We start from the raw sequence: 24,982 nt of genomic DNA, 5'->3' as shown, positions 1-24,982 counted from the left end.
GTACACTAGGCCGGTTTATGGCTGGCCAGGATTAGGCATGATTTACGATTTTCCCCTCAATGAAAAAAGCCGGACCTATCTTCGTCTGGAGTCCCTGTTTTCCCAGATCCGCGACAATCTGGAGAGCGACCAGCCCTGGGCACACATCGCCTTTTTCAAGGGCCTGTTCGACCTGCAGGAGTTGCTGGAGCGCGGTGACCTGCGCGCCGATCTGATCAAGGATCTGGAGCGCCTCAGCCAGCGCCTGAGCCACTGGGCCAGCCTGCCAGACGTCGACCTGGAGCAGATCAACCTGATGCAGCAGGAGAGCACCCAGCTCTCCCGCAACTTGCTGAGTGCACCGCGTCCCGGTGCCCGCCTGAAAGAGGACCGGCTGCTTGGCTCCATCCGCCAGCGCTTCTCCATCCCGGGTGGGCTCTGTGCCTTCGACGTGCCGCAACTACACCACTGGCTCGCCACCCCGGCCATCGCCCGTCATCAGCAGATGCAGCTGTGGCTGAGCGACATCAACCTGTTGATGAACGCCATCTCCCTGCTGCTGCGCCTGTGGCGTGAATCCGGCAACTTCAGCGAACAGGTGGCCGTCAACGGCTTCTTCCAGGATACCGCCGAGAGTGCCGAGCTGATCCGCATTCGCCTGAGCGGCACCCAGCAGTGCTACCCGACCCTGAGCGGCCACAAGAACCGGTTTGCCCTGCGCTTTTTGCCCACCGCGGAGCAGCAGATCGGTGACGTGTCCTTCCAGCTGGCCTGCTGCTAAGGAGCATCCATGGTGACCAAGGTAAAGTGCCCGACCTGCCAGACCGAGCTGGAGTGGGGCCTGCAGAGCCCGTTTCGCCCGTTCTGCAGCAAGCGCTGCCAGCTGATAGATCTCGGCGAGTGGGCCGACGAGCAGAAGTGCATCCCGGGTGAAGTGGATCCCGAGCTACTGCCCTATCCCGAAGAAGGGGAGCAGTGGCAGTAAGCCGACAAGCAAAAAGGGCCGATACGGCCCTTTTTCTTTTGGCGTGCGCGGTAGCTCGCCATCAGCCCTGTGCGGCCAGCGATGCCTGCAGGCGCGTCACGATCGGGCCATTGGCGTCGGGGAAGTGGTACTCATGCAGCGAGGCCAGCGGCACCCAGCGACACTCCTGCCCCTCCTTGCCAAACGGCTCGCCGCTGAAGCGGGTCACCTTCCAGATATCCAGCAGTACCTGCTTGTCCGGGTAGTCGTGATGCAGCTCCATGAAGGGAGCGCAATCCTGCACCCGGATCCCGATCTCTTCCCACAGCTCCCTGTCCAGCGCGGTGAGCAGATCCTCTCCGGCTTCCACCTTGCCGCCGGGGAATTCCCAGCGATCCCCCTGATGACGATCGGCGGAGCGTCTGGCGATGAAGATATCGCCCCGTTCGTTCTCGATGACGCCGACCGCCACCCAGATCCGTTTCTTCTGTTCCATCATTGTCCTCAGCGTAAACATGGCAAACGGGCAATCCAGGGCGCCAGCCGGCGGGCCTGTGTTTCCCCTTGTGCCGTAAAGATATCCTGCCCCACATGCTCGCTCCCGTCCGGGGCGGGCAGCGGCCAGGGGATGGCGCCAGACGGCGTGAAGCAGCGGTCATGCACCAGACAGCTCTGCGAGAGATAACCCCAGAGCCGGTCGCGCAAAAACCACTGGTCGATATTCGGCGTCTCCATGACGTCCGGCTGATAGGCTTCGAGCAGGGGCGCCAGTGGCGGCAACACACCGGCCACTCCACCCCACATACCCGCCAGCACCAGATCGGTATGACTCCACCAATCGCGCATGATATGAAACCAGCGCGTCGATGCAAGCCACTCCTGTACCGCCAGCCGCTCGCGTACACCCGGTACCGAATCCACATCCCGCACCAGAAAGCGTCCCACCCGCGGATCGTTGGCTACCTGAAAACGCCAGCAGAGGCGCCGACCCAAAGATTGACCGGCGGGTTGCAGCAACAGCTCGGCCCCCAGTTCGCGCAGTGCAGCGAGCAGCTCGGCGGGCACGCTCTCATCCACGTAGAAACGCACCCGCCAACCCGGATAGAGATAGGCGGCCGCCAGCACATTGTCGATGGCGCCCCGCAGGTAACGAGGGGCACTGCCCCACAGCGAGAAGGCGATGACATCCGGTTTGTCTGCCGCCAGCCAGGCCGACGGTGCGACTGCCGGCAGAGTCCAGTCTGACGGCGCCTTGTCGCTCACCCGAGCCTTTAGCTCCAGCGAGCGGGTTCCCGCCACGGCAGCCTCGGCGTGGCGCTCCAGCTTGGCCAGCGAGGCGCAGAGAGCATCCAGCGCATGGAAGTCGTCGGGGAGACGCTGCAACAGGGTCTGCAGCCGCGCCACCGCCTGTTCGTATTGACCGGACCGTGACAGACAAGAGCAGAGGTTGCGCAGCACCTCGTCGTTGCCAGGTTCGGCCTTGTGAGCCATCTCCAGTACCTGGGCCGCCGACGCCGGGTCACCGCACAAAAAGAGGTAATAGGCAAACTGCAGCTGCAGAGCCACCGGCTTGACCGCGTTGGCATTGAGTCTCGCCAGCAGTTGCTGGATGGCACCCTGACGCTGGCCAGCCAGCCAGCTGGTGTGGGCCGCGGCATCCCAGCCCGTCGGCATCTTGCTCATTACGCTTCTCCTCCCTTGCCAGAAATGAATGCACCGCCCGGAGGCGGTGCATCATGGTCATGGCGCTATCAGGTCAACTGACCGTGGCAGTGCTTGTATTTCTTGCCGGAGCCACAGGGGCAGGGATCGTTGCGCCCCACCTTCTGCTCGTCCCGCACGAAGGTGACCGGGCCCGCTTCGGCCTGCTCTTCATCGGCCAGCTGGTTGTCGGCCGTCGCGTGGGTGTAGGTACGGGGAGCGGCTTCGGCCTGCTGGCGCTGCTGCTCTTCCATCGCCTCCACGTCGCGCTCCTGCACCTGTACCCGGCTCAGGATGCTGACCACGTCGCGTTTGAGGGTCTCCAGCATCTGGGTGAACAGATCGAAGGATTCGCGCTTGTACTCCTGCTTGGGGTTCTTCTGGGCGTAGCCGCGCAGATGGATACCCTGACGCAGGTGATCCATGGCCGCCAGGTGCTCTTTCCACAGGCCGTCCAGGGTTTGCAGCATCACCGCCTTCTCGAAGTTGCGCAGCACCTCTTTACCAACCAGCTCTTCCTTGTGGGCATAGAGCTTGGTGGCTTCATCCAGGATGCGCTCGCGCAGCTTCTCTTCATACAGCTTGTCGTCTTCCGCCAGCCACTGCTGCAGCGGCAGATCGAGGGCGAAGTCGGACTTCAGGCGGGCTTCCAGACCCGGCACGTCCCACATCTCTTCCAGAGACTGGGGCGGGATGTACTCGTCGATGATGGCGCCGTAGACGTCGTCACGGATGACGTGGATGGTCTCGGAGATGTCGCTGGTGTCCAGCAGCTCGTTGCGCTGCTCGTAGACCACCTTGCGCTGGTCGTTGGCCACGTCGTCAAACTCCAGCAGGCTCTTGCGGATGTCGAAGTTGCGACCTTCCACCTTGCGCTGGGCGTTCTCGATGGCCTTGGTCACCCAGGGGTGCTCGATGGCTTCGCCCTCTTCCATGCCCAGCTTCTTCATCATGCCGGTCACGCGATCGGAGGCGAAGATCCGCATCAGGGTATCTTCCATGGAGAGGTAGAAGCGGGAGGAGCCCGGGTCACCCTGACGACCGGAACGGCCGCGCAGCTGGTTGTCGATACGACGGGACTCGTGACGCTCGGTACCGATAATGTGCAGACCACCGGCGGCCAGCACCGCATCGTGACGCACCTGCCAGGCGGCCTTCAGCTCGGCGATCTGCTCCTCGCTCGGGTTCTCCAGCTGGGCGATTTCCGCTTGCCAGTTGCCACCCAGCACTATGTCGGTACCACGACCGGCCATGTTGGTGGCGATGGTGACGGCGCCGGTCTGGCCGGCCTGGGCGACAATCTCAGCTTCCATGGCGTGGAACTTGGCGTTCAGCACCTTGTGCGGGATCTTCTCCTTGGTCAGGATGCCGGAGAGCAGCTCGGAGTTCTCGATGGAGACGGTACCGACCAGCACCGGCTGGCCGCGTTCGACGCAACCGCGAATGTCTTCGATGATGGCGGCATACTTCTCGTTGGCGGTCAGGTAGACCAGATCGCCCATGTCCTTGCGCACCATCGGCTTGTTGGTCGGGATAACCACGGTATCCAGGCCATAAATCTGCTGGAATTCAAAGGCTTCGGTATCGGCAGTACCCGTCATGCCCGCCAGCTTGTCGTACAGACGGAAGTAGTTCTGGAAGGTGATGGAGGCCAGCGTCTGGTTCTCGTTCTGGATCTTGACCCCTTCCTTCGCCTCAACCGCCTGGTGTAGACCGTCGGACCAGCGACGACCCGGCATGGTACGGCCGGTATGCTCGTCGACGATGACGATCTCGTCCTTCTGGACTATGTAGTCGACGTTGCGCTCAAACAGGGTGTGGGCGCGCAGGCCGGCGTTGACGTGGTGCAGCAGGCTGATGTTGGTGGCGGAGAACAGGGAGTCGTCTTCGGCCAGCAGCCCCTCTTTCTTGAGCAGCTCCTCCACGAAGATCTGGCCGTTTTCGGTCAGCAGCGCCTGGCGGTTCTTCTCGTCCACCGTGTAGTGGCCGTCGCCGGTGTACTCTTCGGAATCTTCCTTGTCCTGCTTGACCAGCAGCGGGATCAGCTTATTGACGCGGATGTAGAGCTCGGAGCTGTCTTCGGCCGGGCCTGAGATGATGAGCGGGGTACGGGCTTCATCGATGAGCACCGAGTCCACCTCATCCACCAGCGCGTAGTTGAGCGGACGCTGCACGCGCTGCTCGGGCGAGAACGCCATGTTGTCGCGCAGGTAGTCGAAACCGAATTCGTTGTTGGTACCGTAGGTGATGTCGGCGGCGTAGGCGTCGCGCTTCTGGGACGCATCCATGCCGGGCACGTTGCAGTCGACGGTCATGCCGAGGAAGGCGAATAGCGGGCGGTTCGCCTCGGCGTCACGCTTGGCCAGATAGTCGTTCACCGTCACCACGTGCACGCCGCGGCCGCTCAGGGCATTCAGGTAGGCCGGCAGGGTGGCGGTGAGGGTTTTACCTTCACCCGTTTTCATTTCGGCGATGCGGTTGGAGTTCAGCACCATGCCGCCGATCAGCTGCACGTCGAAGTGACGCATGCCGAACACCCGACGGGAGGCTTCACGCACGGTGGCAAAGGCCTCCGGCAGCAGCTGCTCCAGCGTCTCACCCTGCTCCAGACGCTGACGATATTCGGCCGTCTTGGCCTGCAGCTGTGCATCGGACAGAGCTTCGAACTGCGGCTCCATCGCGTTGATCTGTTTTACAATTTTACGCAAAGCCTTGAGCGTTCTGTCGTTCCGGCTGCCGATAATCTTGGTAAGCAGTGTGCTAATCATGGGTACCAACTATTTCTGGTTATATAAGCGTTCCGTCACTGGAACCTGGAGAAAAAAACCTAACCCCGTCTGGCATTGAGAAAACGCGCGGGGTCCACCTGACGACCATCTTTCAACACTTCGTAATGCAAATGAACCCCGGTCGCGCGACCGGTGCGTCCCATCAAGGCAATTTTCTGGCCCTCATCGACCAGGGTGCCCACTTCGACCAGCAACTTGGAGTTGTGGGCATAACGGGTCACCAGACCATTGCCGTGGTTGATCTCCACCATGTTGCCAAATTCCGGATGACGGCCCGCCCAGCTTACAACGCCTGGGCCCGTTGCCAGGATGGGGGTGCCGGGCTTGCCACGGAAATCCACCCCTTTGTGCATCTTGGCACGACCATTGAACGGATCGACCCGGCCACCGAAGCCAGAGGAGACCCAAACTCGCTCCTGCTTGACCGGTGTCCCGGAGATGAAACCGGCATCGGTTATATGGTGATTCATGATGAAAGATTCAAGTACCGACAGCTGCTCTTCACGACTGCTGAGCTGTTGGCTGAGATGCTTCATGGAGTCCTGCAGCTCGTTGAGGCTGACTTCCAGATCCGCATCATAGGAGGGACCGCCCATGGGGGGCAGCTCCTTGAAATTGAACTCCTCGGGGTCGAGGTCGGCTTTTTCGGTCAGCCGCTCTCCGAGTGCATTGAGTCGACCCAGCTGCCCCTGCATGGTGCCCACCTGGGCGGCCAGCATGGCAAGCTGTTCGCGGGCTTCGTCAGCCCCTTGCGTGGATTTTTGCTGTTCGGCCATGGCCAGCGCCACTTCCAGCGCGTCCATCTTTTGCTGCCAGCTCTGCCAGAGCCAGCCGCCCCCCAGGGCCAATACAGTGAAGAGGATACCGCCGACCCAGGCCAGACGTTGTTTGGGCAAGTGCAACCTGCGTCGCTGCTTACCGTGGAGGATCAGGGTAATGCTCATAGAAATCAGTCTGCTCGGTCAGGTGTGGCCATGGGCCGACACGGGAAATAAAACCGGGAGATAATCGGTATTACAGAATGGAGTAAACAAATGACGGAACGTCGGTGCGGAGAGAGGACCGACGTTCCGTTGCACGGCTATCAGGCCAGAACCAGACCGTTATCGTAGTAAGCGATAGGCGCTTTGTCGCCCTCACCCTCGAAGGTCACCAGTTCCCAGGCCTCCTGCTTGGCCAGCAAGGCACGCAGCAGTTTGTTGTTCAGGGCATGGCCGGTCTTGTAGGCACGAAATTCGCCAATGATGCTGCGATTGCACATGTACAGATCGCCAATCGCATCCAGCATCTTGTGTTTGACGAATTCGTCTTCGTAGCGCAGACCATCTTCGTTCAGTACCCGGTAGTCATCCAGCACCACGGCGTTTTCCAGGCTGCCGCCCAGCGCCAGGTTCTGGGAACGCAGATACTCGATGTCACGCATGAAGCCGAAGGTACGGGCACGGCTGATCTCTTTCACGAAAGAGGCACCGGAGAAGTCCAGCACGCAACGCTGATTGCGTCCTTCAAATACCGGATGCTGGAAGTCGATCTCGAGATCCATCTTGAAGCCGTTGCGATAGGGGTGGAATTCCGCCCACTTGTCGCCGTCTTCAACACGGATGCTCTGCTTGATCCGCACAAACTGTTTGGGGGCATTCTGTTCACGGATACCGACTTCTTGCAGCAGGTAGATAAAGGGGTGCGCACTGCCGTCCATCACCGGGATCTCGGGCGCATCAACCTCGACATAGAGATTGTCGATGCCCATCCCGGCCAGTGCGGCAGAGAGGTGCTCAATGGTAGAGACACGGACACCGGCTTCGTTCACCAGAGCGGTACAAAGCACGGTATCACGCACCTGATCGGCATTGGCTGGCAGCTCTACCACAGGATTCAGATCGGTACGCAAGTAAACGATCCCTGTGTTAACAGGCGCCGGACGGAACGTCATTGTGACTTTCCGGCCCGAATGCAGGCCGACACCAGTGGCCTGGACACTCGTTTTCAAGGTTCTTTGTCTAATCATGGGCGTATCCGCTTAACAGCTCAAATTCCTGACCAGATGGTCGTGGGCAGGCCATCTTAGCACATTCCTTAAGCAACAAACAAACCAGCGTCATTAGAGGCTTAGTCAGCTTGCTTGCGCAGGAACGCAGGAATATCGAGATAATCCGGTTCGCGACGAGCTTGCGGCTCGGCGTTCACCACCTTGGCCGGCGCCTCTTCCATCACGCGAGACTGCAGCGCTTCGCTGATCAGGGGCTGACGAGCCGGACGTTCCTGGACCATGTTGTTCTTCACCAGGGTGATGTCGGGCTTGCGCTCGGCACCGATACCGGTAGCAACCACGGTCACGCGCAGTTCATCGTGCATTTCCGGGTCGATTACGGTACCCACCACCACGGTGGCGTTCTCGGAGGCGAAGGCCTTGACCGCGTTACCCACGGTTTCGAACTCTTCGATGGTCATGTCCATGCCGGCAGTGATGTTGACCAGGATGCCGCGGGCACCGGCCAGATCCACGTCTTCCAGCAGCGGGCTGGAGATGGCCTTCTCGGCCGCTTCTTCGGCACGGTCATCACCGGAGGCGGAACCGGTACCCATCATGGCGGTACCCATCTCGCGCATCACGGTACGCACGTCCGCGAAGTCGACGTTGATCAGACCCGGACGGGTGATCAGCTCGGCAATGCCCTGTACCGCACCCAGCAGCACATCGTTGGCCGCCTTGAAGGCGTCCAGCAGGGAGATGCCGCGACCCAGCACCTTCAGCAACTTGTCGTTGGGGATGGTGATCAGGGAGTCGACGTTCTTGGACAGCTCTTCGATACCGTGAGCGGCAAAGCCCATCCGTTTTTTCCCTTCGAAGGAGAACGGCTTGGTTACGACAGCAACTGTCAGGATACCCATCTCGCGGGCCACTTCGGCCACGATCGGGGCTGCACCGGTACCGGTACCACCGCCCATGCCGGCAGCGATGAACACCATGTCGGAGCCGGTCAGCAGCTCGCGCAGCGCTTCCCGATCTTCCATGGCCGCGTCACGACCCACTTCCGGGTTGGCCCCGGCCCCCAGACCCTTGGTGATGCCACCACCGATCTGCAGGGTTGTGTTGGCACTGGAGTTGCGCAGCGCCTGGGCGTCGGTGTTGACGGTAATGAACTCGACACCTTCGATGTTTTGACGAACCATGTGTTCGACCGCGTTGCCGCCGCCGCCACCCACACCAATCACTTTGATGACGGCTTCGTCAGTGTGGCTATCCATAAATTCAAACATGTTGTCTCTCCGCTTTATTTGCCTGACTCAGCAAAATCTTTTAGAACTCGCCACGCAACCAGTTGCTGACCCGTTTGACCAGCCCACCTACGCTTGCCTTGGCGGCATATTCCTTGCTACTGCCGGTGGATTGATGGGTGCGGCCATACTGCAGCAACCCGACCGCAGTCGAGTACACAGGCGCCTGCACGTAATCACTCAATCCCCGGATATTCATGGGCTCCCCTACCCGGACCTGGCTCTGGAAGATCTGCTCTGCGCACTCCACAATGCCTTCGATCTGGGCAGCGCCGCCGGTCAAGACCACACCGGCTGCAAGCTGATGCTTGACCCCCTGCGCTTTCAATTCGCTTTGTACCCGCACCAGCTCATCATTCACCATGGAGAGCAACTCGGTGTAACGGGGCTCGATCACTTCGGCCAGTGTCTGCCGCTGCAGGCTGCGCGCCGGACGACCGCCGACACTGGGTACTTCAATATTGTCTTCCTTGCTGACCAGCCGGCCCAGGGCGCAGCCGTAGCGCACCTTGATCGCCTCCGCATCCAGCGGCGGAGTGCCGAAGGCGTAGGCGATGTCGCTGGTCACCGTGCTGCCGGCGTACGGGATCACCTTGGTGTGACGCAGGGCGCCGCCGGTAAACAGCGACATGTCCATGGTGCCACCACCGATGTCCACCACGCAGACCCCCAGCTCTTTCTCGTCTTCGGTCAGCACGGCGTAGCTGGACGCCAGCGCGGAGAAGATCAGCTGATCCACCCGCAGACCCACCTTCTCAACGCACTTCTCGATGTTGCGAGCCATGTCGTTGTGGCAGGTGATCAGGTGCACCTTGGCGGCCATCCGCACGCCGGACAGACCGACCGGGTTCTTGATCCCTTCCTGGTAGTCGATAGCGAACTCCTGGGGCAGCACGTGCAGCACCCGCAGCTCATCGGACAACCGAACCGACTTGGCGGTGTGGATGACGTTGTCCACGTCTTCCTGGGTCACCTCTTCATCGGAGATGGGCACCATGCCGGTTTCGTTGCGGCAGTCGATGTGCTTGCCGGAAAGCCCCAGATAGACGGAGCTGATCTGGCAGTCGGCCATCATCTCGGCCTCTTCCACCGCACGGCGCAGGGACTTGACCACGGAATCGAGATCGTTGACCCCGCCCTTGTCCATGCCACGAGAGGCGTGACTGCCCATGCCGATGACATTGAGCTCACCGTCTGGCAGCACTTCGCCAACCAGAACCGCCACCTTGGTTGTGCCGATATCCAGTCCGACAATCAGATTTCTATCTGCGGTTTTGGTCATTCACTTTCTCTTCGTTCTTCTTCCAGCCAACTGCCATCCCGGTGTCGTATCGAAGATCCACGTAAGCAACCCGCTCACGGGGCTCGATGACCGGAAAGGCATCGATAAACCGCTGCAGTCGAAGCGCGATATCCGAGCGCCCCAAAAACAGCTGAATGTTGCCATCCAGGGTCAGTTCCCAGGCATGGCGAGGGGTCAGATTCACCCCCAGCAGCTTGTATCCTCTGGCCGCCAGTTGCGCCTCGTACTGACGGCTGGCCTCCAGCACCTTGACGGCCTGATCCTCAGGCCCGGACAGCTGCATCAGGGGGGTCTTCACCCTGTCCGGCGCACTGAACACCTCACCCTTGGTGTTGACGAAGCGGTTGCCGTTCCAGCGTGCCGCCACCGCCTGTTCGGTGAGGTAGACCTTGATCTTGTTGGGCCACTTCTTGCGTACCGAGACCTGGGCCACCCAAGGCAAGGCGTTCAACCGCGCCTGCAATTCGTTCACGTCCAACTCGAAGAAGTTGCGCAGTTCGGCGCCATCCAGCACGGCGCTGCGCAGTTCATCGGTTTGCAAATACTGGTGTTGCCCCTGCAGCAGCAGCTCGCTCATGGGCAACCGATTGGCATCCGTCAGCCAATCTTTAACATCCAGCGCGGTCTGGTAGAGGCCCCACATGACCAGGAGGAAAAATCCCACCCCGGCGATGAAGCCTCCCTTGGTGCGCCCTTGTGCCCTTGCCTCCACCCGATCGATCCCCGTTTAACGCGCCATGCCGGCCCTTTGCAGGCCGGTTCGCCATTATATAGGCCCCGGCTTGGCGGTCAAAATACTCATTGGGCCCTCAGGCGCCGGATTTCATGCTCTCGATGCTCAATTTCATCTCGCCGAGACGCCGTGCCAGCGCCCCGACGTTCCCTGCCCCCTGAGTCAGCACCAGATCGCCCTCGCCGACCAGCCCGGCCAGTACCGCCGGCACATCGTCCGGCGTCGCGACAAAGATGGGTTCCAGACTGCCGCGGGAGCGGATGGAGCGGCACAGGGCGCGGCCATCGGCGCCCGGAATAGGCTCTTCACCGGCGGCATAGACCTCCAGCATCACCAGCACGTCCACCTTGGAGAGCACGTCAGCGAAATCTTCATAGAGATCGCGGGTGCGGGTGTAGCGGTGCGGCTGGAACACCATCACCAGTCGCTTCTCGGGCCAGCCGGCGCGGGCGGCGTTGATGGTGACCTTGACCTCGCTCGGGTGGTGACCGTAGTCGTCCACCAGCATGGCCTTGCCGCGGCCGGTCTCGAACTCGCCATATTGCTGGAAGCGGCGACCCACCCCTTCAAACTTGGCCAGCGCCCGGATGATGGCATCATCGCCGATCCCGTCCTCGGTGGCGACCGCAATCGCCGCGGCGGCATTGAGGGCATTGTGGATGCCGGGCAGATTGAGGGTCACCTCCAGCTCGCCGGCATCCTTGCGACGGACCCGGAAACGGCTGCGGTTGCTGGTCTGCACGAAGTCCAGCACCTGTACGTCGGCATCATCACTCAGGCCATAGGTGATGGTGGGACGGGCGATCTCCGGCAGCATGCCGCGGATCACAGGGTCATCCACACACACCACGGCCAGCCCGTAGAACGGCAGATTGTGCAGGAAATCGATGAAGGTGGCCTTCAGCTTGGAGAAGTCGCCACCATAGGTATCCATGTGATCCGCTTCGATGTTGGTCACGATGGAGACCATCGGCTGCAGATGCAGGAAGGAGGCGTCGCTCTCGTCCGCTTCGGCGATCAGATAGCGGCTGCTGCCCAGACGGGCATTGGTGCCGGCGCTGTTGAGCAGGCCCCCGATGACGAAGGTCGGATCCCGGTCCGCTTCGGCATAGATGCTCGCCACCAGACTGGTGGTGGTGGTCTTGCCGTGGGTGCCGGCGATGGCGATGCCATGGCGGAAACGCATCAGCTCGGCCAGCATCTCGGCGCGGCGCACCACAGGAATGCGCAGCTCGCGGGCAGCCAGCAGCTCGGGGTTGTCCTGCTTGATGGCGGTAGAGACCACCACCACGCTCGCCTCGTTCACGTGCTCGGCACTGTGGCCCACGAAGATGTGGGCACCGAGGGACTCGAGCCGTTCGGTCACCGCATTGCGGGCCAGATCGGAGCCAGTCACCTGATAGCCTTCGTTGGCAAGGACTTCAGCGATACCGCCCATCCCGGCCCCACCGATGCCGATGAAGTGAATGCGACGCACGCGGCGCATTTCAGGGATAACGGTACGCAGTTTTGCCAGTTCAACCTTGGTCATAATCATCTCTCGCTCTGCCCGGTCGCCAGGCGTTTGCACTCATCGGCGACCCGCTCGGCGGCATCGATGATGGCGACGCGACGGGCGGCCTGGGCCATGTTCAATAGGGTTTCCCTGCGCCCGGCAAGCCAGGAGAGACGCGCGGCCAGCGAGGCCGTGGTCAGCTCGGATTGGGGCAGGAATTCAGCCGCACCGCCGTCGACCAGAGTCAGGGCATTGCGGGTCTGGTGATCATCCACCGCGTGGGGCAGCGGCACAAAGATGGCGGCAACCCCGGCGGCGGCGACTTCGGAGACGGTCAGCGCCCCGGCCCGGCACACCACCAGGTCTGCCCAGGCATAGGCACCGGCCATGTCCTTGATAAATTCACTCACCTCGGCCACCACGCCCTGCTTGGCGTAGGCCTCGGCCACTGCATCACGATTGCCCTTGCCGCACTGGTGACGCACCTCGATGGGTACCCCGGCCGCCGCCACTGCCGGCGGCACCTGCTCGTTGAGCACCCGGGCCCCCAGGCTGCCACCGACGATCAGCAGCCGCAGCGGCTCTGCACTGCTGCGCAGTTGCGGATCCGGCAGAGCCACCACCTCGGGACGCACCGGGTTGCCCACCACGGCGGTGCGACGACTCGGCGCAAAGGCGCCCGGGAAGGCCATCAGCACCCGCTTGGCGAGGCGAGCAAGCAGCTTGTTGGTCATGCCGGCCGCAGCATTCTGCTCATGGAGCAGCAACGGGATGCCGGACAGCCAGGCGGCCACGCCACCCGGACCGGAGGCAAAGCCGCCCATGCCGAGCACCACGTCGGGGCGAATGGTCTTGAGCACCCGGCGCGCCTGCAGCACGGATTTGACGATGCGATAGGGGGCCGCCAGCAGCCGCTTGATGCCATTGCCACGCACCCCCTGGATATCAATGAAGGAGATGGGATAACCATGGGCAGGCACCAGCTCCGCCTCCATCCGGTCGGCGGTGCCGAGCCAGTGAATGGTCCAGCCCTGGGCCTTGAGGCGATCGGCCACGGCCAGACCGGGGAACACGTGGCCTCCGGTACCGCCTGCCATCACCAACAGCGTCTTGCTCACTAAACCTCCCGCACGCGCGCCTGGGCACTGGCCTGACGCAACTCGAAATCGATACGAATCAACATGCTCACCGCCACCATCATGATGATGAGGCTCGAACCACCATAACTGACCAGCGGCAGGGTCAGACCCTTGGTCGGCATCATGCCACTGGCGGCGCCGACGTTGACGAAGGTCTGGAAGCTGAACCAGATGCCGATGCCGATGGCCAGATAGCCTTCATACAGCCGCTCCGCCACCAGTGCCTGGTGGCCCAGCTTGAGCGCCTTGACCGAGAGCGCGAAGATGAGGAAGAGCGCGCCCAGCACGCCCACATACCCCAGCTCTTCACCCAGGATCGCAAACACGAAGTCGGTGTGGGCTTCCGGCAGGTACTCCATCTTCTGGATGGAGTTGCCGAGCCCCTCGCCAAACCAGCTGCCACGACCGAACGCCATGAGCGACTGGGTCAGCTGGTAGCCGCTGCCGAACGGATCGGCCCAGGGGTCGAGGAAGGAGGTGACCCGCCGCATCCGGTAGGGCTCGGCGATGATCAGGGTCACTACCGCGCTCACCCCCACCAGGATGAGGCCGATGAACTGCACCAGGCGGGCGCCGGCCAGGAACAGCATGCCCAGCGACGTCACGAACATCACCACCACAGAACCCAGGTCAGGCTGTGCCAGCAGCAGGATGGCCACCACAAACAGCACCGCCATCGGCTTCATGAAGCCGATGAAGCGCTCGCGCACCTCGCTCTGGCGGCGTACCAGGTAGCCGGCCAGATAGACAAACAGTGCCAGCTTGCCAAACTCGGCAGGCTGCAGGTTGAAGGGGCCGAGCGGCAACCAGCGCACCGAGCCGTTGACGCTGCGCCCCACCAGCAGCACCAGCACCAGCATGACGATGGCCAGCAGCAGCATGGGGCCGTTGTAGTGCTGCCAGCGGGCCATGGGCACCTGCAGTACGAACCAGGAGACCCCGAGCGCCATCAGCAAGAACAGGCCATGGCGCTTCACGAACATGAAGGGATCGTTGTTGATGGCGATCCCCTCCGGGATGGAGGCGGACGCAACTATCACCAGACCCACCGCCATCAGCGCCAGCGCCAGCACCACCAGCTGCCGGTCATAGAGACCGGCAGGGCGCGCCGGCAACAGCCAGCGCTGCAGGAAACCCGCTACCGCACGAAGGGCGTTCATAACTTTTGTACCAGCTCGGTGAAACGATCACCGCGCGCTTCGAAAGACTTGAACTGGTCCAGGCTGGCGCAGGCGGGCGCCAGCAGCACCCAGTCGCCGGGCATGGCATCGGCAGCCGCCTTGACGACCGCGGCGTCGAGATCGGCAACCCGCTCGGTCTGCTCACCCAGTGCCAGCAGCACCTCGGCATCCTGGCCGAAGCAGTACATGTGATCGATCTGGCTGCCGAGCAGGGCTTGCACCGGGCCGAAATCCTGACCCTTGCCCTGGCCGCCGGCCAGCAGCAGCAGACGGCCTTTCACCGATTCACGCACCCCGGCCACGGCGGCCAGGGTCGCTCCCACGTTGGTGGCCTTGGAGTCGTTGATCCAGCGCACCCCGTTCACCTCGCGCACGAAGCGGGCGCGGTGCGGCAACCCCTCGAAGCGGCGCAGCACGGCGAGCTGGGGCTCACGCGGAATGCCCACCGCATCGCACAGAGCCATGGCGGCCAGGGCGTTGGCCTGGTTGTGGGCACCGACGATCTTCATCTCGTCCACCGCCAGCAACGGCTCGCCGTGCAGGGTCAGCCACTGACCCCCCTCCAGCTCGCAGCGGCCATAACCGTTGCAGTCGAGGCCGAAGCTCTGCCACACCTGACCCACATCGGGCAGGGTCTGGGCATCGTCACGATTGACCAGAATGTGCTGGGAGTGCTGATGGATCTCCATCTTGGCGGCGCGGTAGTCGGCCATGCCCTGATAGCGATCCATATGATCTTCACTGAGGTTCAATACCACGGAAGCGGCGGCGCGCAGGCTGTGGGTGGTCTCCAGCTGGAAGCTGGAGAGCTCCAGCACGCAGAGATCCATCGGCTGCTTGAGCAGCTCAAGCGCCGGCGTGCCTATGTTGCCACCCACCCCGACCTTGAGGCCGGCTTCGGCGATCATCTCGCCCACCAGGGTAGTGACAGTGCTCTTGCCGTTGGAGCCGGTGATGGCGATGACCGGCACTTCGGTGTCGCGCACGAACAGTTCGATGTCACCGACGATCTGCACCCCGCACTCGGCGGCGGCTTTCAGTTCGGGGGTGGCCAGCGCTATGCCCGGGCTCGCCACTATCATGTGTGCCTGCTTGAGCAGCTCGCCATCCAGCCCGTGAATGAGCTCCACCTCGGGTGGCAGCTGATCCTTGCCGGGCGGGTTGGCGCGGGTGTCCATCACCAGCGGCGTGACGCCACGGCCGAGGAAGTAGTCGACGCAGGAGAGTCCGGTTTTGCCGAGTCCGATGATGATGACCATGGCTTACCTCACCTTCAGGGTGGCAAGGCCGAGCAGCACCAGCATGAGGGTGATGATCCAGAAGCGCACGATGACGCGCGGCTCCGGCCAGCCCTTCTTCTCATAGTGGTGATGGATCGGCGCCATGCGGAAGATGCGCACGCCGCGCAGCTTGTAGGACCCCACCTGCAGGATCACCGAGACGGTCTCCATCACGAAGACCCCGCCCATGATCACCAGCAGGAACTCCTGACGTACCAGCACGGCGATGGTGCCGAGCGCGCCGCCCAGCGCCAGGGAGCCCACGTCCCCCATGAAGACCTGGGCCGGATAGGTGTTGAACCAGAGGAACCCCAGACCGGCGCCGACGATGGCGGTACAGACAATAACCAGCTCGGAGGTATAGGGCACGTAGGGAATGTGCAGGTAGCTGGCAAAATTGACGTTGCCGGTCGCCCAGGCGATGAAGGCGAAGCCCCCCGCCACCATCACGGTCGGCATGATGGCCAGACCGTCGAGGCCGTCGGTCAGGTTGACCGCGTTGGAGGTGCCGACGATGACGAAATAGGTCAGTACGATGAACATCAGGCCGAGCTGCGGCATCACGTCCTTGAGGAAGGGCACTACCAGCTGGGTCTGACCGTCGTGAGTGGCGGTGGCGTAGAGGAACACAGCCACCCCCAGCGCAACGGCGGATTGCCAGAAGTACTTCCAGCGGGCGATCAGGCCGTCGGTGTTCTTGCGCACCACCTTGAGGTAGTCATCGGCGAAGCCGATGGCACCGTAGGCACCCAGCACGAACAGCACCAGCCACACATACGGGTTGTCGAGACGGCACCAGAGCAGCACAGAGATGAAGATGGCGGCGATGATCATCAGGCCGCCCATGGTCGGGGTGCCTTTCTTGCTCAGGTGTGACTCGGGGCCGTCATTGCGGATCACCTGGCCGAATTTGAGGATCTGCAAGCGGCGGATGAGGCGCGGCCCCATCCAGAGCGCCACCACCAGGCCAGTGATGATCGACAGGATGGCGCGAAACGTCAGGTAGGAGAAGACGTTGAAGAAGGTGAAGTGCGGGGTGAGCAGTTCCGCCAGCCAGACTAGCATGTGGCCGACTCCTGACGGTCTTTGACCATCTCGACGATATCTTCCATGCGGGAGCCGCGGGCACCTTTGACCAGAATCGAAATTTCTTGATGTGTTTTTATCATTTGCGCAAGCACTTCAAACAACGACGCCTTGTTATCGAAATGTCGGCCAGCCGCGGCATCTGCGGTGTGGCGACTCTGTTCCCCTACCGTCAGCACGGCATCGAGGCCGCGCTCGCTGGCATGGCGTCCGACCCGGGCGTGCTGCTCGGCGGACTCCTCACCCAGCTCCTTCATGTCACCGAACACCAGCACCTTGTAGCCGCTCATGGCGGTCAGGGCATCGATGCCCGCCAGCACGGACTCCACGCTGGCGTTGTAGGTGTCGTCCACCAGGGTGAGGCCACCCCAGCGCTGGACGCAGAAGCGGCCCTTGACCGGCGCCATCTGCTCGAGCCCGGCCTTGACCGAGGCGAGCGAGGCGCCGAGCGCCAGCGTGCCGGCGGCGGCGGCCAGGGCGTTCGCCACATTGTGGCGGCCCGGAATGGCCAGGGTCAGGCTCACCTCACCCTGCGGGGTCACCATGACGAACTCAGCACAACCCTGCTGATTGATCACAACGTTTCTGGCGTGGAACGGCTGACGCTGATCCTCGATGGAGAAGGCGCAGTGGATCCCGCGCGCCTGCCACTTCGGCCAGAACTCGTTGTCGGCGTTGACGATGGCTGTGCCACCTTCACCCAGGCCCTCAAAAATCTCGCTCTTGGCGTGGAACACCCCTTCCAGCGAGCCGAAGCCCTCCAGATGGGCGGCCGCCACGTTGTTGATGATGGCGGCATCGGGTTTGGCCAGCGAGGTGGTCCAGGCGATCTCGCCCGGGTGGTTGGCCCCCAGCTCCATCACCGCGAACCGGTGTTGCGGCTCGAGGCGCAGCAGGGTGAGCGGTACCCCCACCTCGTTGTTGAAGTTGCCGGCTGTGGCCAGCACTTCCCCTTCCTGGCGCAGAATGGCAGTCGCCATCTCCTTCACCGTGGTCTTGCCGCAGCTGCCGGTGATGGCCAGTACTTTCGGGTTGATGCGCTCGCGCACCAGCCGACCGAGGCGACCCAGCCCCTTGAGGGTATCGGCCACCACCAGCTGGGGGATCGCCAGCGGCAGTTCACGCTCCACCAGCAGGGCGGAGGCGCCGGCGGCCACGGCCTGGTCGCAGAAATCGTGGGCATCGAAGCGCTCGCCGCGCAGCGCCACGAACAGCGCGCCGGTACCCAGGGTACGGGTGTCGGTGCTGACAGCCGTGATCGCTTCGTCTTCACCAATCAGACGGGCATCGAGTACCTGCGCCAGCTCGGCAAGCCTGAGGGTCATCATGCGAATGACTCCAATAATGTGTGCAAGGCGGCCGCGACGGTTTCCCGGTCGCTGTAGTGCCGCTTGTCGGTTCCAATGATCTGATAATCCTCGTGGCCTTTACCGGCCACCAGGATGATGTCCTGTTTGCTCGCCTGACTCAGTGCCAGATGGATCGCCTTGACCCTGTCGTGCTCGATCTGCACGGCGCCAGGATCGCGAAGACCCGCCACCATGTCGGCCATGATCCGGGCCGGCTCCTCGGTACGGGGGTTGTCGTCGGTCAGGATCACACGATCCGCATGCAGCTCGGCCATGGCGGCCATCATGGGGCGCTTGCCGCGATCCCTGTCGCCGCCACATCCCACCAGGCACCAGAGCCGTCCTTCACAGTGCACCCGCAGGGCCTGCAGCGCCTTCTCCAGCGCATCCGGCGTGTGGGCATAGTCGACCACGGCGAGCGGCGCCTTGCCGCCACCGAAACACTCCATGCGACCGGTCACCGGCTGCAGTTGCGGTGCGCTGGCCAGCAACTCGTCGAAGTCATAGCCGAGCACCAGCATGGCGCCCATCGCGGCCAGCACATTGCTGACGTTGAAGCGCCCGAGCAAGGGGGCGGATAATACACCATTCCCCCAACTGGAGTTAATCTGCGTGCGAAAACCTTGCTGGTGGAAATGGGGGTCTTGCGCCGTCAGCTGTCGCCCCGGGTGATTGGCCACCGGGCCGTGCACGCTGAATGCCACCGCGGCCGGATAAGCGGCCAGCCACTGGCGACCCAGGCGGTCATCGGCATTGAGCACGGCGCAAGGTTCTGCCACCAGTTTCAGCAGCTCTTCCTTGGCGGCGCCATAAGCCTCCATGGTGCCGTGATAGTCCAGGTGATCCCGGCTCAGGTTGGTGAACACGGCAGCGGCAAACGGCAGGGCAGCCACGCGATGCTGCACCAGACCGTGGCTGGAAACCTCCATCGCCACCAGATCCGCCCCCTGCGCCTGCAGGGCGGCCAGATTGGCTTGTACCTGCAGCGCGCTGCCGGTGGTGTTTTCAGCTTCGATGAGATCGCCGAACAGGCCGTTGCCGATCGTGCCCATCACCCCGGCCTTGCCCCCCAGCAGGGTGCGCCAGTTGGCGACCAGCAGTGCCGTGGTGCTCTTGCCATTGGTGCCAGTGATGCCCACCAGCGCCAGCTTGCTGGCCGGCTGGTCGTAGAAATAGCTGGCCAGCTCGGAGAGGCGGGCCGGCAGGTTGGGCACGCCGATGCAGGGCACGGCCAGCGTTGGTGCCACGAATTCCCCGTCCTCTTCAAACAGTACGGCGGTCGCTCCCTGAGCCACCGCCTGTTCGATAAACCGTCTGCCATCCACCTGATGCCCGCGAATCGCCACGAAGAGACAACCGGGCCCGACGCGCCGACTGTCCAGCTGGATGTCGGTGAGTGCGAGCGCCGGGGCAGTAATGCCAAAGGGGCGCATCAGCTGATCAAGTGCGCGGGACAACATTGGAAGCCTCCGTACGGGCAAGTTTGGTGGGTACCGCTGGCGGCACCGCGTCGGGACGAATATTGAAGAGTTGCAGCACCCCGCCCATGGCTTCGGCAAACGGCGGGGTCGCCACGGCGCCACCGTAGTAGGCATCGCCCTTGGGCTCGTTGATCACCACCACCATGACGAAGCGCGGGTTGCTGGCCGGGGCGAAGCCGGCGAACCAGGCCATGTAATCCTTGCCGTAGCCGCCGGCCACGGCGACCTTGGCGGTACCACTCTTGCCACCGACCCGGTAGCCCGGGATCTTGGCTTTCGGAATGGCATTGTCGACCACATACTCCAGCGCCTGCAGCATGGCGGTGGCGTTGTTGTGGTCGATGACCTGCTCACCCTTGGGCGGCTCGCTCACCTTGACGATGGAGATGGGCACCCGCTTGCCCTTGTTGGCCAGGGTGGCATAGGCGGAGGCCAGCTGCAGCGGGGTCACCCGCAGGCCATAGCCGAACGACAGAGTGGCCCGTTCGATATCGGACCAGCGCCGGCGCTGGGGCAGCATGCCGCTGCTCTCGCCCATCAGGCCGCTGCCGGTATCCATCCCGAAGCCCACCATGCTGAGGGTGTTGATCATCTCCTGGGCCGGCATCCGCAGTGCAATACGCGACATGCCGATGTTGGAGGAGTAGCGCAGGATGTCGTACAGGTTGGTCGCCTTGTGAATACTCACGTCGCGGATCTGCTTGGCCCCGATGAACAGGGGGCCGCCCTGGATGGTGTCCTTCCAGCTGGTGACGCCGGCCTGCAGGGCACTCAGCAGGATCAGGGGTTTGACGGTCGAACCCGGTTCATAGGTGTCGGTCACCACCCGGTTGCGCACCCGGAAACTCTGGTACTGACCGCGATTGTTGGGGTTGTAGGAGGGGGTGTTGACCATGGCGAGCACCTCGCCGGTCTTCACGTCCAGCATCACCATGGAGCCGGAGGTCGCCTTGTTCTCGTCGGTGGCCCGCTTGAGTGCCCGGTAGGCCAGCGCCTGTACCCGCTGATCGATGCTCAGCTGCAGATCGTTGGCGTTCTTGCCCTCTTTCACCAGCCCGAGCCGCTCGATGACCCGACCCTGCCGGTCCTTGCGCACCCGCATCTCGCCCGGGGTCGCGGTCAGCCATTCGTCATAGCTGCGCTCGATCCCCTCGATGCCATGCCCATCGATGTTGGTCACCCCTACCAGATGGGCGCTGATCTCGCCGGTCGGATAGAAACGGCGCGACTCCGGACGCAGGTAGATGCCGCCCAGCTTGAGCCCCTTGATGTACTCGGACACCGCCGGCGTCACCTGCCGCTGCAGGTAGACGAAGCGCTTGCTCGGGTTGGAGATACGGTGCTTGAGGGTGTTGATGTCGAGCTTGAGCACGGCGGAGAGCGCCATCCAGGCGCGTTCGTTGTGGATGGCACCGGATTCATGCACCGTCTTGGGATCGGCCCACACCGCCTCGACCGGTACCGACACCGCCAGCTGTTCGCCGTTGCGATCGGTGATCATGCCACGCACCGCCTGGGTGGAAGTAGTACGCAGCGAGCGCATGTCCCCCTCCTGGCGCAGCCTGTCCGGGTCGATCACCTGGATCCAGGCCAGCCGCAGGATCAAGCCGGCAAACGCAATGCCGATGAAAAACACCAGCGTGCGAAAGCGCCACGGATAGAGTGACGGGGCTTTGACCTTGGGTTGGGCCTTGGCTGATGCCTTGCGTTTCATGGTTGTGTAATTACCTTCTCGGTGGTCACCAGTGGGCGAGCCATCTGCAACTTGTCCATGGCCAGACTCGCGACCCGGGAATGCTCTGCCAGCGTGCCCTGCTCCAGCAGCAGGTGGCGCCACTCGATGTTGAGCCTGTCCTCCTCCGCCATCAGGTCATTCTGCTTGGCGGTGAGGCCGCGAGTCATGTTGGTCACCAGGATCACCGCAAAGGCGGTGATCAGCACGGCGATGGCCAGCACCACCTGCAGCTTGTGCCGCCAAAGATCGCCGAGGATCTCCCTGGCCAGATGAACACGCACCTCGCTCATGGCTTACTCCGCCAGCCGCTGGGCCACCCGCAGCACCGAGCTGCGTGACCGGCTGTTTTCGTTGACTTCATGCTCGGAAGGCTTGAGCGCCTTGCCGACCGATTTCAGTTTGCGACCGCCGGCCAGCTGGGCCTCGGTCAGCGGAATGCCGTGCGGCACTTCCGGGCCTTTCTCGTGCTTGCGGATGAAGTGCTTCACCAGCCGATCTTCCAGCGAGTGGAAGCTGATGACGGAGAGGCGGCCGTGGGGGGCCAGCACTTCCAGGGCCCCGTTGAGTGCGGTCTCGATCTCGTCCAGTTCGCTGTTGATATAGATGCGGATGGCCTGGAAGCTGCGGGTGGCAGCGTGCTTGCCCTTCTCCTTGCTCGGATTGACCCGGGCGATCATCTCCGCCAGCTGGCGGGTGCGGACATAGGGCTCGGTGACCCGGTCATGCACGATGGCGCGGGCAATCTTCTTGGCAAAGCGCTCCTCGCCAAAGGTCTTCAGTACCCAGGCGATGTCGTCCACGTCAGCCCTGGCCAGCCATTCGGCGGCGCTCTGACCGGAAGTGGGATCCATCCGCATGTCGAGCGGGCCGTCCTTCATGAAGCTGAAACCGCGCTCGGCATCGTCCAGCTGGGGGGAAGAAACCCCCAGATCCAGCAGGAAGCCGTCGACCTTGCCCAGCAGGCCGCGCTCACTCAGGTAGGTGGTGATGCCGGAGAAGGGGCCGTGCACGATCTCGAAACGCGGATCCTGGAGCTTGGCCGCTTCGGCGATGGCCTGGGGATCCCGATCGATGGCGATCAGACGGCCATTGGGGCCCAGCTGCTGCAGGATAAGGCGCGAGTGACCGCCCCGGCCAAACGTACCGTCGACGTAGATGCCGTCCGGCTTGATGGCCAGCCCTTCGACGGCTTCGTGCAGCAGCACTGTGATGTGTTCAGCGGCTTGGGTCATTTATAAAGAGAAATCCTGTAGTCGTGGCGAGCTTGCCCAGTCATCCTCGGGCAGGCCCTGAATGTCGTCATTGACCTGTTGTTGCCAGCGGGCTTCATCCCACAGCTCAAATTTGTTGAGCTGGCCCACCAGCATGATTTTCTTGTCCAGCCCCGCGTGGCTACGCAGTGGCTGGCTGAGCAGCAGACGGCCATTGCCGTCCAGCTCGCATTCGGTCGCATGCCCGAGCAACAGCCGCTGCAGGCGGCGCTCAAGGGGATTCATGCTGGAGAGGGTCTTGAGCTTGCGCTCGATCTCTTCCCATTCGTTCAGGGGGTAAAGCAGCAGACAGGGGTGGGCAATATCGATGGTGCAGACCAGCTGGCCCTCGCTCTCGTCGCGCAGCCAATCACGGTACTTGGTCGGAATCGCCAATCGCCCCTTGCTGTCCAGGCTGATGGCATGCGCACCACGCAACAAATTGCAGTCCCTGAAAATGAGTTAAAGGGGGCAAACCGCCCGATAAAAACCACTTTGATCCACTTTTCCCCACCTTGAAGTTTAAGGACGTGCTGAGGGCTTTTCAAGCGAGGATCTCGGGCATGGGGAACATATTGACGCAGCATTTTCGCAGCGAGGATTAAATGAGTTGATTTTCCACAAGTTATTTGTGTTGGCCGCAATTCGATTAATTTTCAGCAATTAAAAAACTGACGAGTTGCGCGAATAAACATCAGCCATGAAGGTCACGTTTCTCCAGCACCATCACAATACTGACATCATGGACAAAAACTACATAACAGATTGATATAAATCACATTTGTTAAAAATGGCCAGCCCGATAGTAAATATTCCGAGTCAACCGAGACAGTATTTTACGGTTAATAAAAAGAGCCTTGCGATAAATCGCAAGGCTCTTCAGGAAAGAGGTCGGAGTCGGCCTGTAAGCCGGGTTCTGTACCGGGTTGCCCCGGGTAGCAATCATTCCTCTAGGCCAGCAATCGCTCGCTGGCTCAAGCAACCTACCCGCCCCCAACGCGGGCCGCGCCAATAGGGGCCTATTTGGTCTTGCTTCGGGTGGAGTTTACCGTGCCACGAACTGTTGCCAGTCGCGCGGTGCGCTCTTACCGCACCCTTTCACCCTTACCTGATCCCTTGCGGGCCATCGGCGGTCTGCTCTCTGTTGCACTGGTCGTAGGCTCGCGCCCCCCAGGCGTTACCTGGCACCCTGCCCTGTGAAGCCCGGACTTTCCTCCCCTCCGCCCGTCTGTCCCGAGGGACACAACGACGAAGCAGCGATTGCCCAGCCAACTCCGAGGCGCGGATTATAGCCTCGTGATGCCGGCGGGGTAAACCGGCAATTCTCGTTTACGGCAATTAATAGTGCTCGAGGCCGTACTTGTAGAGGGCATTCTTCTTCACGCCATGGATCTCGGCGGTCAGCGCCGCCGCTTTTTTCAGCGGCAGCTCGGCCACCAGCAGCCCCAGGGTGCGGATCGCCTCAGCCGGCAAGGCCTCTTCGTCCTTGCTCGCCCCCGCCACCACCAGCACGATCTCGCCGCGGCAGCGGTTTTCATCTTCGCCAAGCCAGGTCAGCATCTCGGAGGCAGGCAGACCATGGATCGACTCGAAGGTCTTGGTCAGCTCGCGGCAGACCACCACCTGGCGTTCACCCAGAATGTGGGCGATCGCCTCCACCGTCTCCTGCACCCGGCGCGGGGATTCGTAGAACACCAGCGAGCGGGTGTCCTCAATCACGGCCTGCAGGCGATCATCGCGTCCCTTGGCTTTGGCCGGCAGAAAACCCTCGAAGGCGAAACGGTCGGTGGGCAACCCGGCGGCGGAGAGCGCCGTGATGGCGGCGCAGGGGCCGGGCAGCGGTACTACCTTGACCCCGGCTTCGCGACAACGAGTGACCAGGTGATAACCGGGGTCGCTGATGAGCGGCGTGCCCGCGTCGGAGACCAGAGCCACGCTCTTGCCCTCCTTGATACGGCCGATCAGCACGTCGGCTTTCTGCTGTTCGTTGTGATCATGCAGCGCAAAGGTCGGTACCGAGATCTGGTAGTGGCTGAGCAGGATGCCGGTATGGCGGGTATCCTCGGCGGCCACCAGATCGACGCTGCGCAGCACATCCAGTGCTCGCTGGGTGATATCGGCCAGATTGCCGATCGGAGTGGGGACTATATACAGGGTTGGGATGTCACTCATGGGAGCTCCGAGTGTCCCGACAATTGTGTCGCCATATTGGCCCGTTTACACTATGGAGAATTTCAA

At 62.4% G+C, this 24,982-nt stretch carries 22 protein-coding genes and 1 other RNA gene; 2 read left to right on the top strand and 21 right to left on the bottom strand.

Annotated elements, in window-relative coordinates; all coding sequences use genetic code 11:
* The first annotated feature begins 37 nt into the window (after positions 1–37).
* On the top strand, positions 38–760 hold the full coding sequence (gene zapD / locus AB5Y81_RS15650) for a cell division protein ZapD (protein ID WP_025202564.1): 723 nt from the start codon (positions 38–40) through the stop codon (positions 758–760).
* A gap of 9 nt (positions 761–769) precedes the next feature.
* Positions 770–964, top strand: a complete 195-nt coding sequence (yacG, locus tag AB5Y81_RS15645) for a DNA gyrase inhibitor YacG (RefSeq protein WP_042049842.1) — start codon at positions 770–772, stop codon at positions 962–964.
* Positions 965–1,025: 61 nt separating this feature from the next.
* On the opposite strand, the gene mutT is transcribed toward yacG, so the two are convergent.
* From mutT to rsmI, 21 genes are all read right to left on the bottom strand, one after another.
* Positions 1,026–1,439 carry an 8-oxo-dGTP diphosphatase MutT gene (gene mutT / locus AB5Y81_RS15640; protein ID WP_005305665.1) on the bottom strand — a complete coding sequence of 138 codons (414 nt, stop codon included), beginning with the start codon at positions 1,437–1,439 and terminating at the stop codon, positions 1,026–1,028.
* 8 nt (positions 1,440–1,447) lie between these two features.
* Complete coding sequence (locus AB5Y81_RS15635) at positions 1,448–2,626, bottom strand: tetratricopeptide repeat protein (protein ID WP_042049843.1); 1,179 nt, start codon at positions 2,624–2,626, stop codon at positions 1,448–1,450.
* A 68-nt stretch (positions 2,627–2,694) separates the two neighbouring features.
* Positions 2,695–5,412 (bottom strand): preprotein translocase subunit SecA, encoded by a 2,718-nt coding sequence (gene secA / locus AB5Y81_RS15630; protein WP_010635954.1) that lies wholly within the window; start codon positions 5,410–5,412, stop codon positions 2,695–2,697.
* Between the two features lie 59 nt (positions 5,413–5,471).
* On the bottom strand, positions 5,472–6,377 hold the full coding sequence (locus AB5Y81_RS15625; RefSeq protein WP_005305673.1) for a M23 family metallopeptidase: 906 nt from the start codon (positions 6,375–6,377) through the stop codon (positions 5,472–5,474).
* A 140-nt stretch (positions 6,378–6,517) separates the two neighbouring features.
* Positions 6,518–7,441: a UDP-3-O-acyl-N-acetylglucosamine deacetylase gene (gene lpxC, locus AB5Y81_RS15620; protein WP_011707578.1), complete on the bottom strand. Its 924-nt coding sequence runs from the start codon at positions 7,439–7,441 to the stop codon at positions 6,518–6,520.
* A gap of 101 nt (positions 7,442–7,542) precedes the next feature.
* Entirely contained in the window at positions 7,543–8,694 is a 1,152-nt protein-coding gene (gene ftsZ / locus AB5Y81_RS15615) for a cell division protein FtsZ (RefSeq protein ID WP_005305686.1), read from the bottom strand.
* A gap of 40 nt (positions 8,695–8,734) precedes the next feature.
* A complete protein-coding gene (gene ftsA / locus AB5Y81_RS15610) occupies positions 8,735–9,994 on the bottom strand; it encodes a cell division protein FtsA (RefSeq protein ID WP_005305690.1) in 1,260 nt (419 codons plus the stop codon).
* Positions 9,975–10,727, bottom strand: a complete 753-nt coding sequence (locus AB5Y81_RS15605) for a cell division protein FtsQ/DivIB (protein ID WP_005305694.1) — start codon at positions 10,725–10,727, stop codon at positions 9,975–9,977. Before AB5Y81_RS15605 ends, ftsA begins: the two co-directional genes overlap by 20 nt.
* 97 nt (positions 10,728–10,824) lie before the next feature.
* Positions 10,825–12,279 carry a UDP-N-acetylmuramate--L-alanine ligase gene (gene murC, locus AB5Y81_RS15600; RefSeq protein ID WP_010635950.1) on the bottom strand — a complete coding sequence of 485 codons (1,455 nt, stop codon included), beginning with the start codon at positions 12,277–12,279 and terminating at the stop codon, positions 10,825–10,827.
* A gap of 2 nt (positions 12,280–12,281) precedes the next feature.
* The gene (gene murG, locus AB5Y81_RS15595; protein WP_279485216.1) at positions 12,282–13,361 is read right to left on the bottom strand and encodes an undecaprenyldiphospho-muramoylpentapeptide beta-N-acetylglucosaminyltransferase; all 1,080 of its coding nucleotides are present in this window, start codon (positions 13,359–13,361) and stop codon (positions 12,282–12,284) included.
* A complete protein-coding gene (gene ftsW, locus AB5Y81_RS15590; RefSeq protein ID WP_005305703.1) occupies positions 13,361–14,542 on the bottom strand; it encodes a cell division protein FtsW in 1,182 nt (393 codons plus the stop codon). The genes murG and ftsW overlap by 1 nt, the downstream gene beginning before the upstream one ends.
* Positions 14,539–15,822 carry a UDP-N-acetylmuramoyl-L-alanine--D-glutamate ligase gene (gene murD, locus AB5Y81_RS15585; protein ID WP_368146727.1) on the bottom strand — a complete coding sequence of 428 codons (1,284 nt, stop codon included), beginning with the start codon at positions 15,820–15,822 and terminating at the stop codon, positions 14,539–14,541. Before murD ends, ftsW begins: the two co-directional genes overlap by 4 nt.
* 3 nt (positions 15,823–15,825) lie before the next feature.
* Positions 15,826–16,908, bottom strand: coding sequence for a phospho-N-acetylmuramoyl-pentapeptide-transferase (mraY, locus tag AB5Y81_RS15580; RefSeq protein ID WP_005305710.1), 1,083 nt, complete (start codon positions 16,906–16,908; stop codon positions 15,826–15,828).
* On the bottom strand, positions 16,902–18,257 hold the full coding sequence (gene murF, locus AB5Y81_RS15575) for a UDP-N-acetylmuramoyl-tripeptide--D-alanyl-D-alanine ligase (protein WP_279485215.1): 1,356 nt from the start codon (positions 18,255–18,257) through the stop codon (positions 16,902–16,904). Before murF ends, mraY begins: the two co-directional genes overlap by 7 nt.
* Entirely contained in the window at positions 18,254–19,738 is a 1,485-nt protein-coding gene (gene murE, locus AB5Y81_RS15570) for a UDP-N-acetylmuramoyl-L-alanyl-D-glutamate--2,6-diaminopimelate ligase (RefSeq protein WP_279485214.1), read from the bottom strand. Before murE ends, murF begins: the two co-directional genes overlap by 4 nt.
* Positions 19,719–21,473, bottom strand: a complete 1,755-nt coding sequence (locus AB5Y81_RS15565) for a peptidoglycan glycosyltransferase FtsI (RefSeq protein WP_005305719.1) — start codon at positions 21,471–21,473, stop codon at positions 19,719–19,721. Before AB5Y81_RS15565 ends, murE begins: the two co-directional genes overlap by 20 nt.
* Positions 21,470–21,784, bottom strand: a complete 315-nt coding sequence (gene ftsL / locus AB5Y81_RS15560; RefSeq protein ID WP_005305726.1) for a cell division protein FtsL — start codon at positions 21,782–21,784, stop codon at positions 21,470–21,472. The genes AB5Y81_RS15565 and ftsL overlap by 4 nt, the downstream gene beginning before the upstream one ends.
* A 3-nt stretch (positions 21,785–21,787) precedes the next feature.
* Entirely contained in the window at positions 21,788–22,726 is a 939-nt protein-coding gene (rsmH, locus tag AB5Y81_RS15555) for a 16S rRNA (cytosine(1402)-N(4))-methyltransferase RsmH (RefSeq protein WP_279485213.1), read from the bottom strand.
* The gene (gene mraZ / locus AB5Y81_RS15550) at positions 22,727–23,185 is read right to left on the bottom strand and encodes a division/cell wall cluster transcriptional repressor MraZ (RefSeq protein WP_005305730.1); all 459 of its coding nucleotides are present in this window, start codon (positions 23,183–23,185) and stop codon (positions 22,727–22,729) included.
* A gap of 448 nt (positions 23,186–23,633) precedes the next feature.
* An RNA gene (gene rnpB, locus AB5Y81_RS15545) (RNase P RNA component class A) lies at positions 23,634–24,020 on the bottom strand.
* Between the two features lie 62 nt (positions 24,021–24,082).
* Entirely contained in the window at positions 24,083–24,916 is an 834-nt protein-coding gene (gene rsmI, locus AB5Y81_RS15540; RefSeq protein WP_244364932.1) for a 16S rRNA (cytidine(1402)-2'-O)-methyltransferase, read from the bottom strand.
* Between the last annotated feature and the right edge of the window lie 66 nt (positions 24,917–24,982).

It is taken from the genome of Aeromonas sp. s2 (assembly GCF_040907935.1).
In the GTDB taxonomy this organism is placed as follows: domain Bacteria; phylum Pseudomonadota; class Gammaproteobacteria; order Enterobacterales; family Aeromonadaceae; genus Aeromonas; species Aeromonas dhakensis.
Note: the sequence above shows the minus strand (reverse complement) of the source record. Positions and strands in the feature narration are given on the sequence as shown.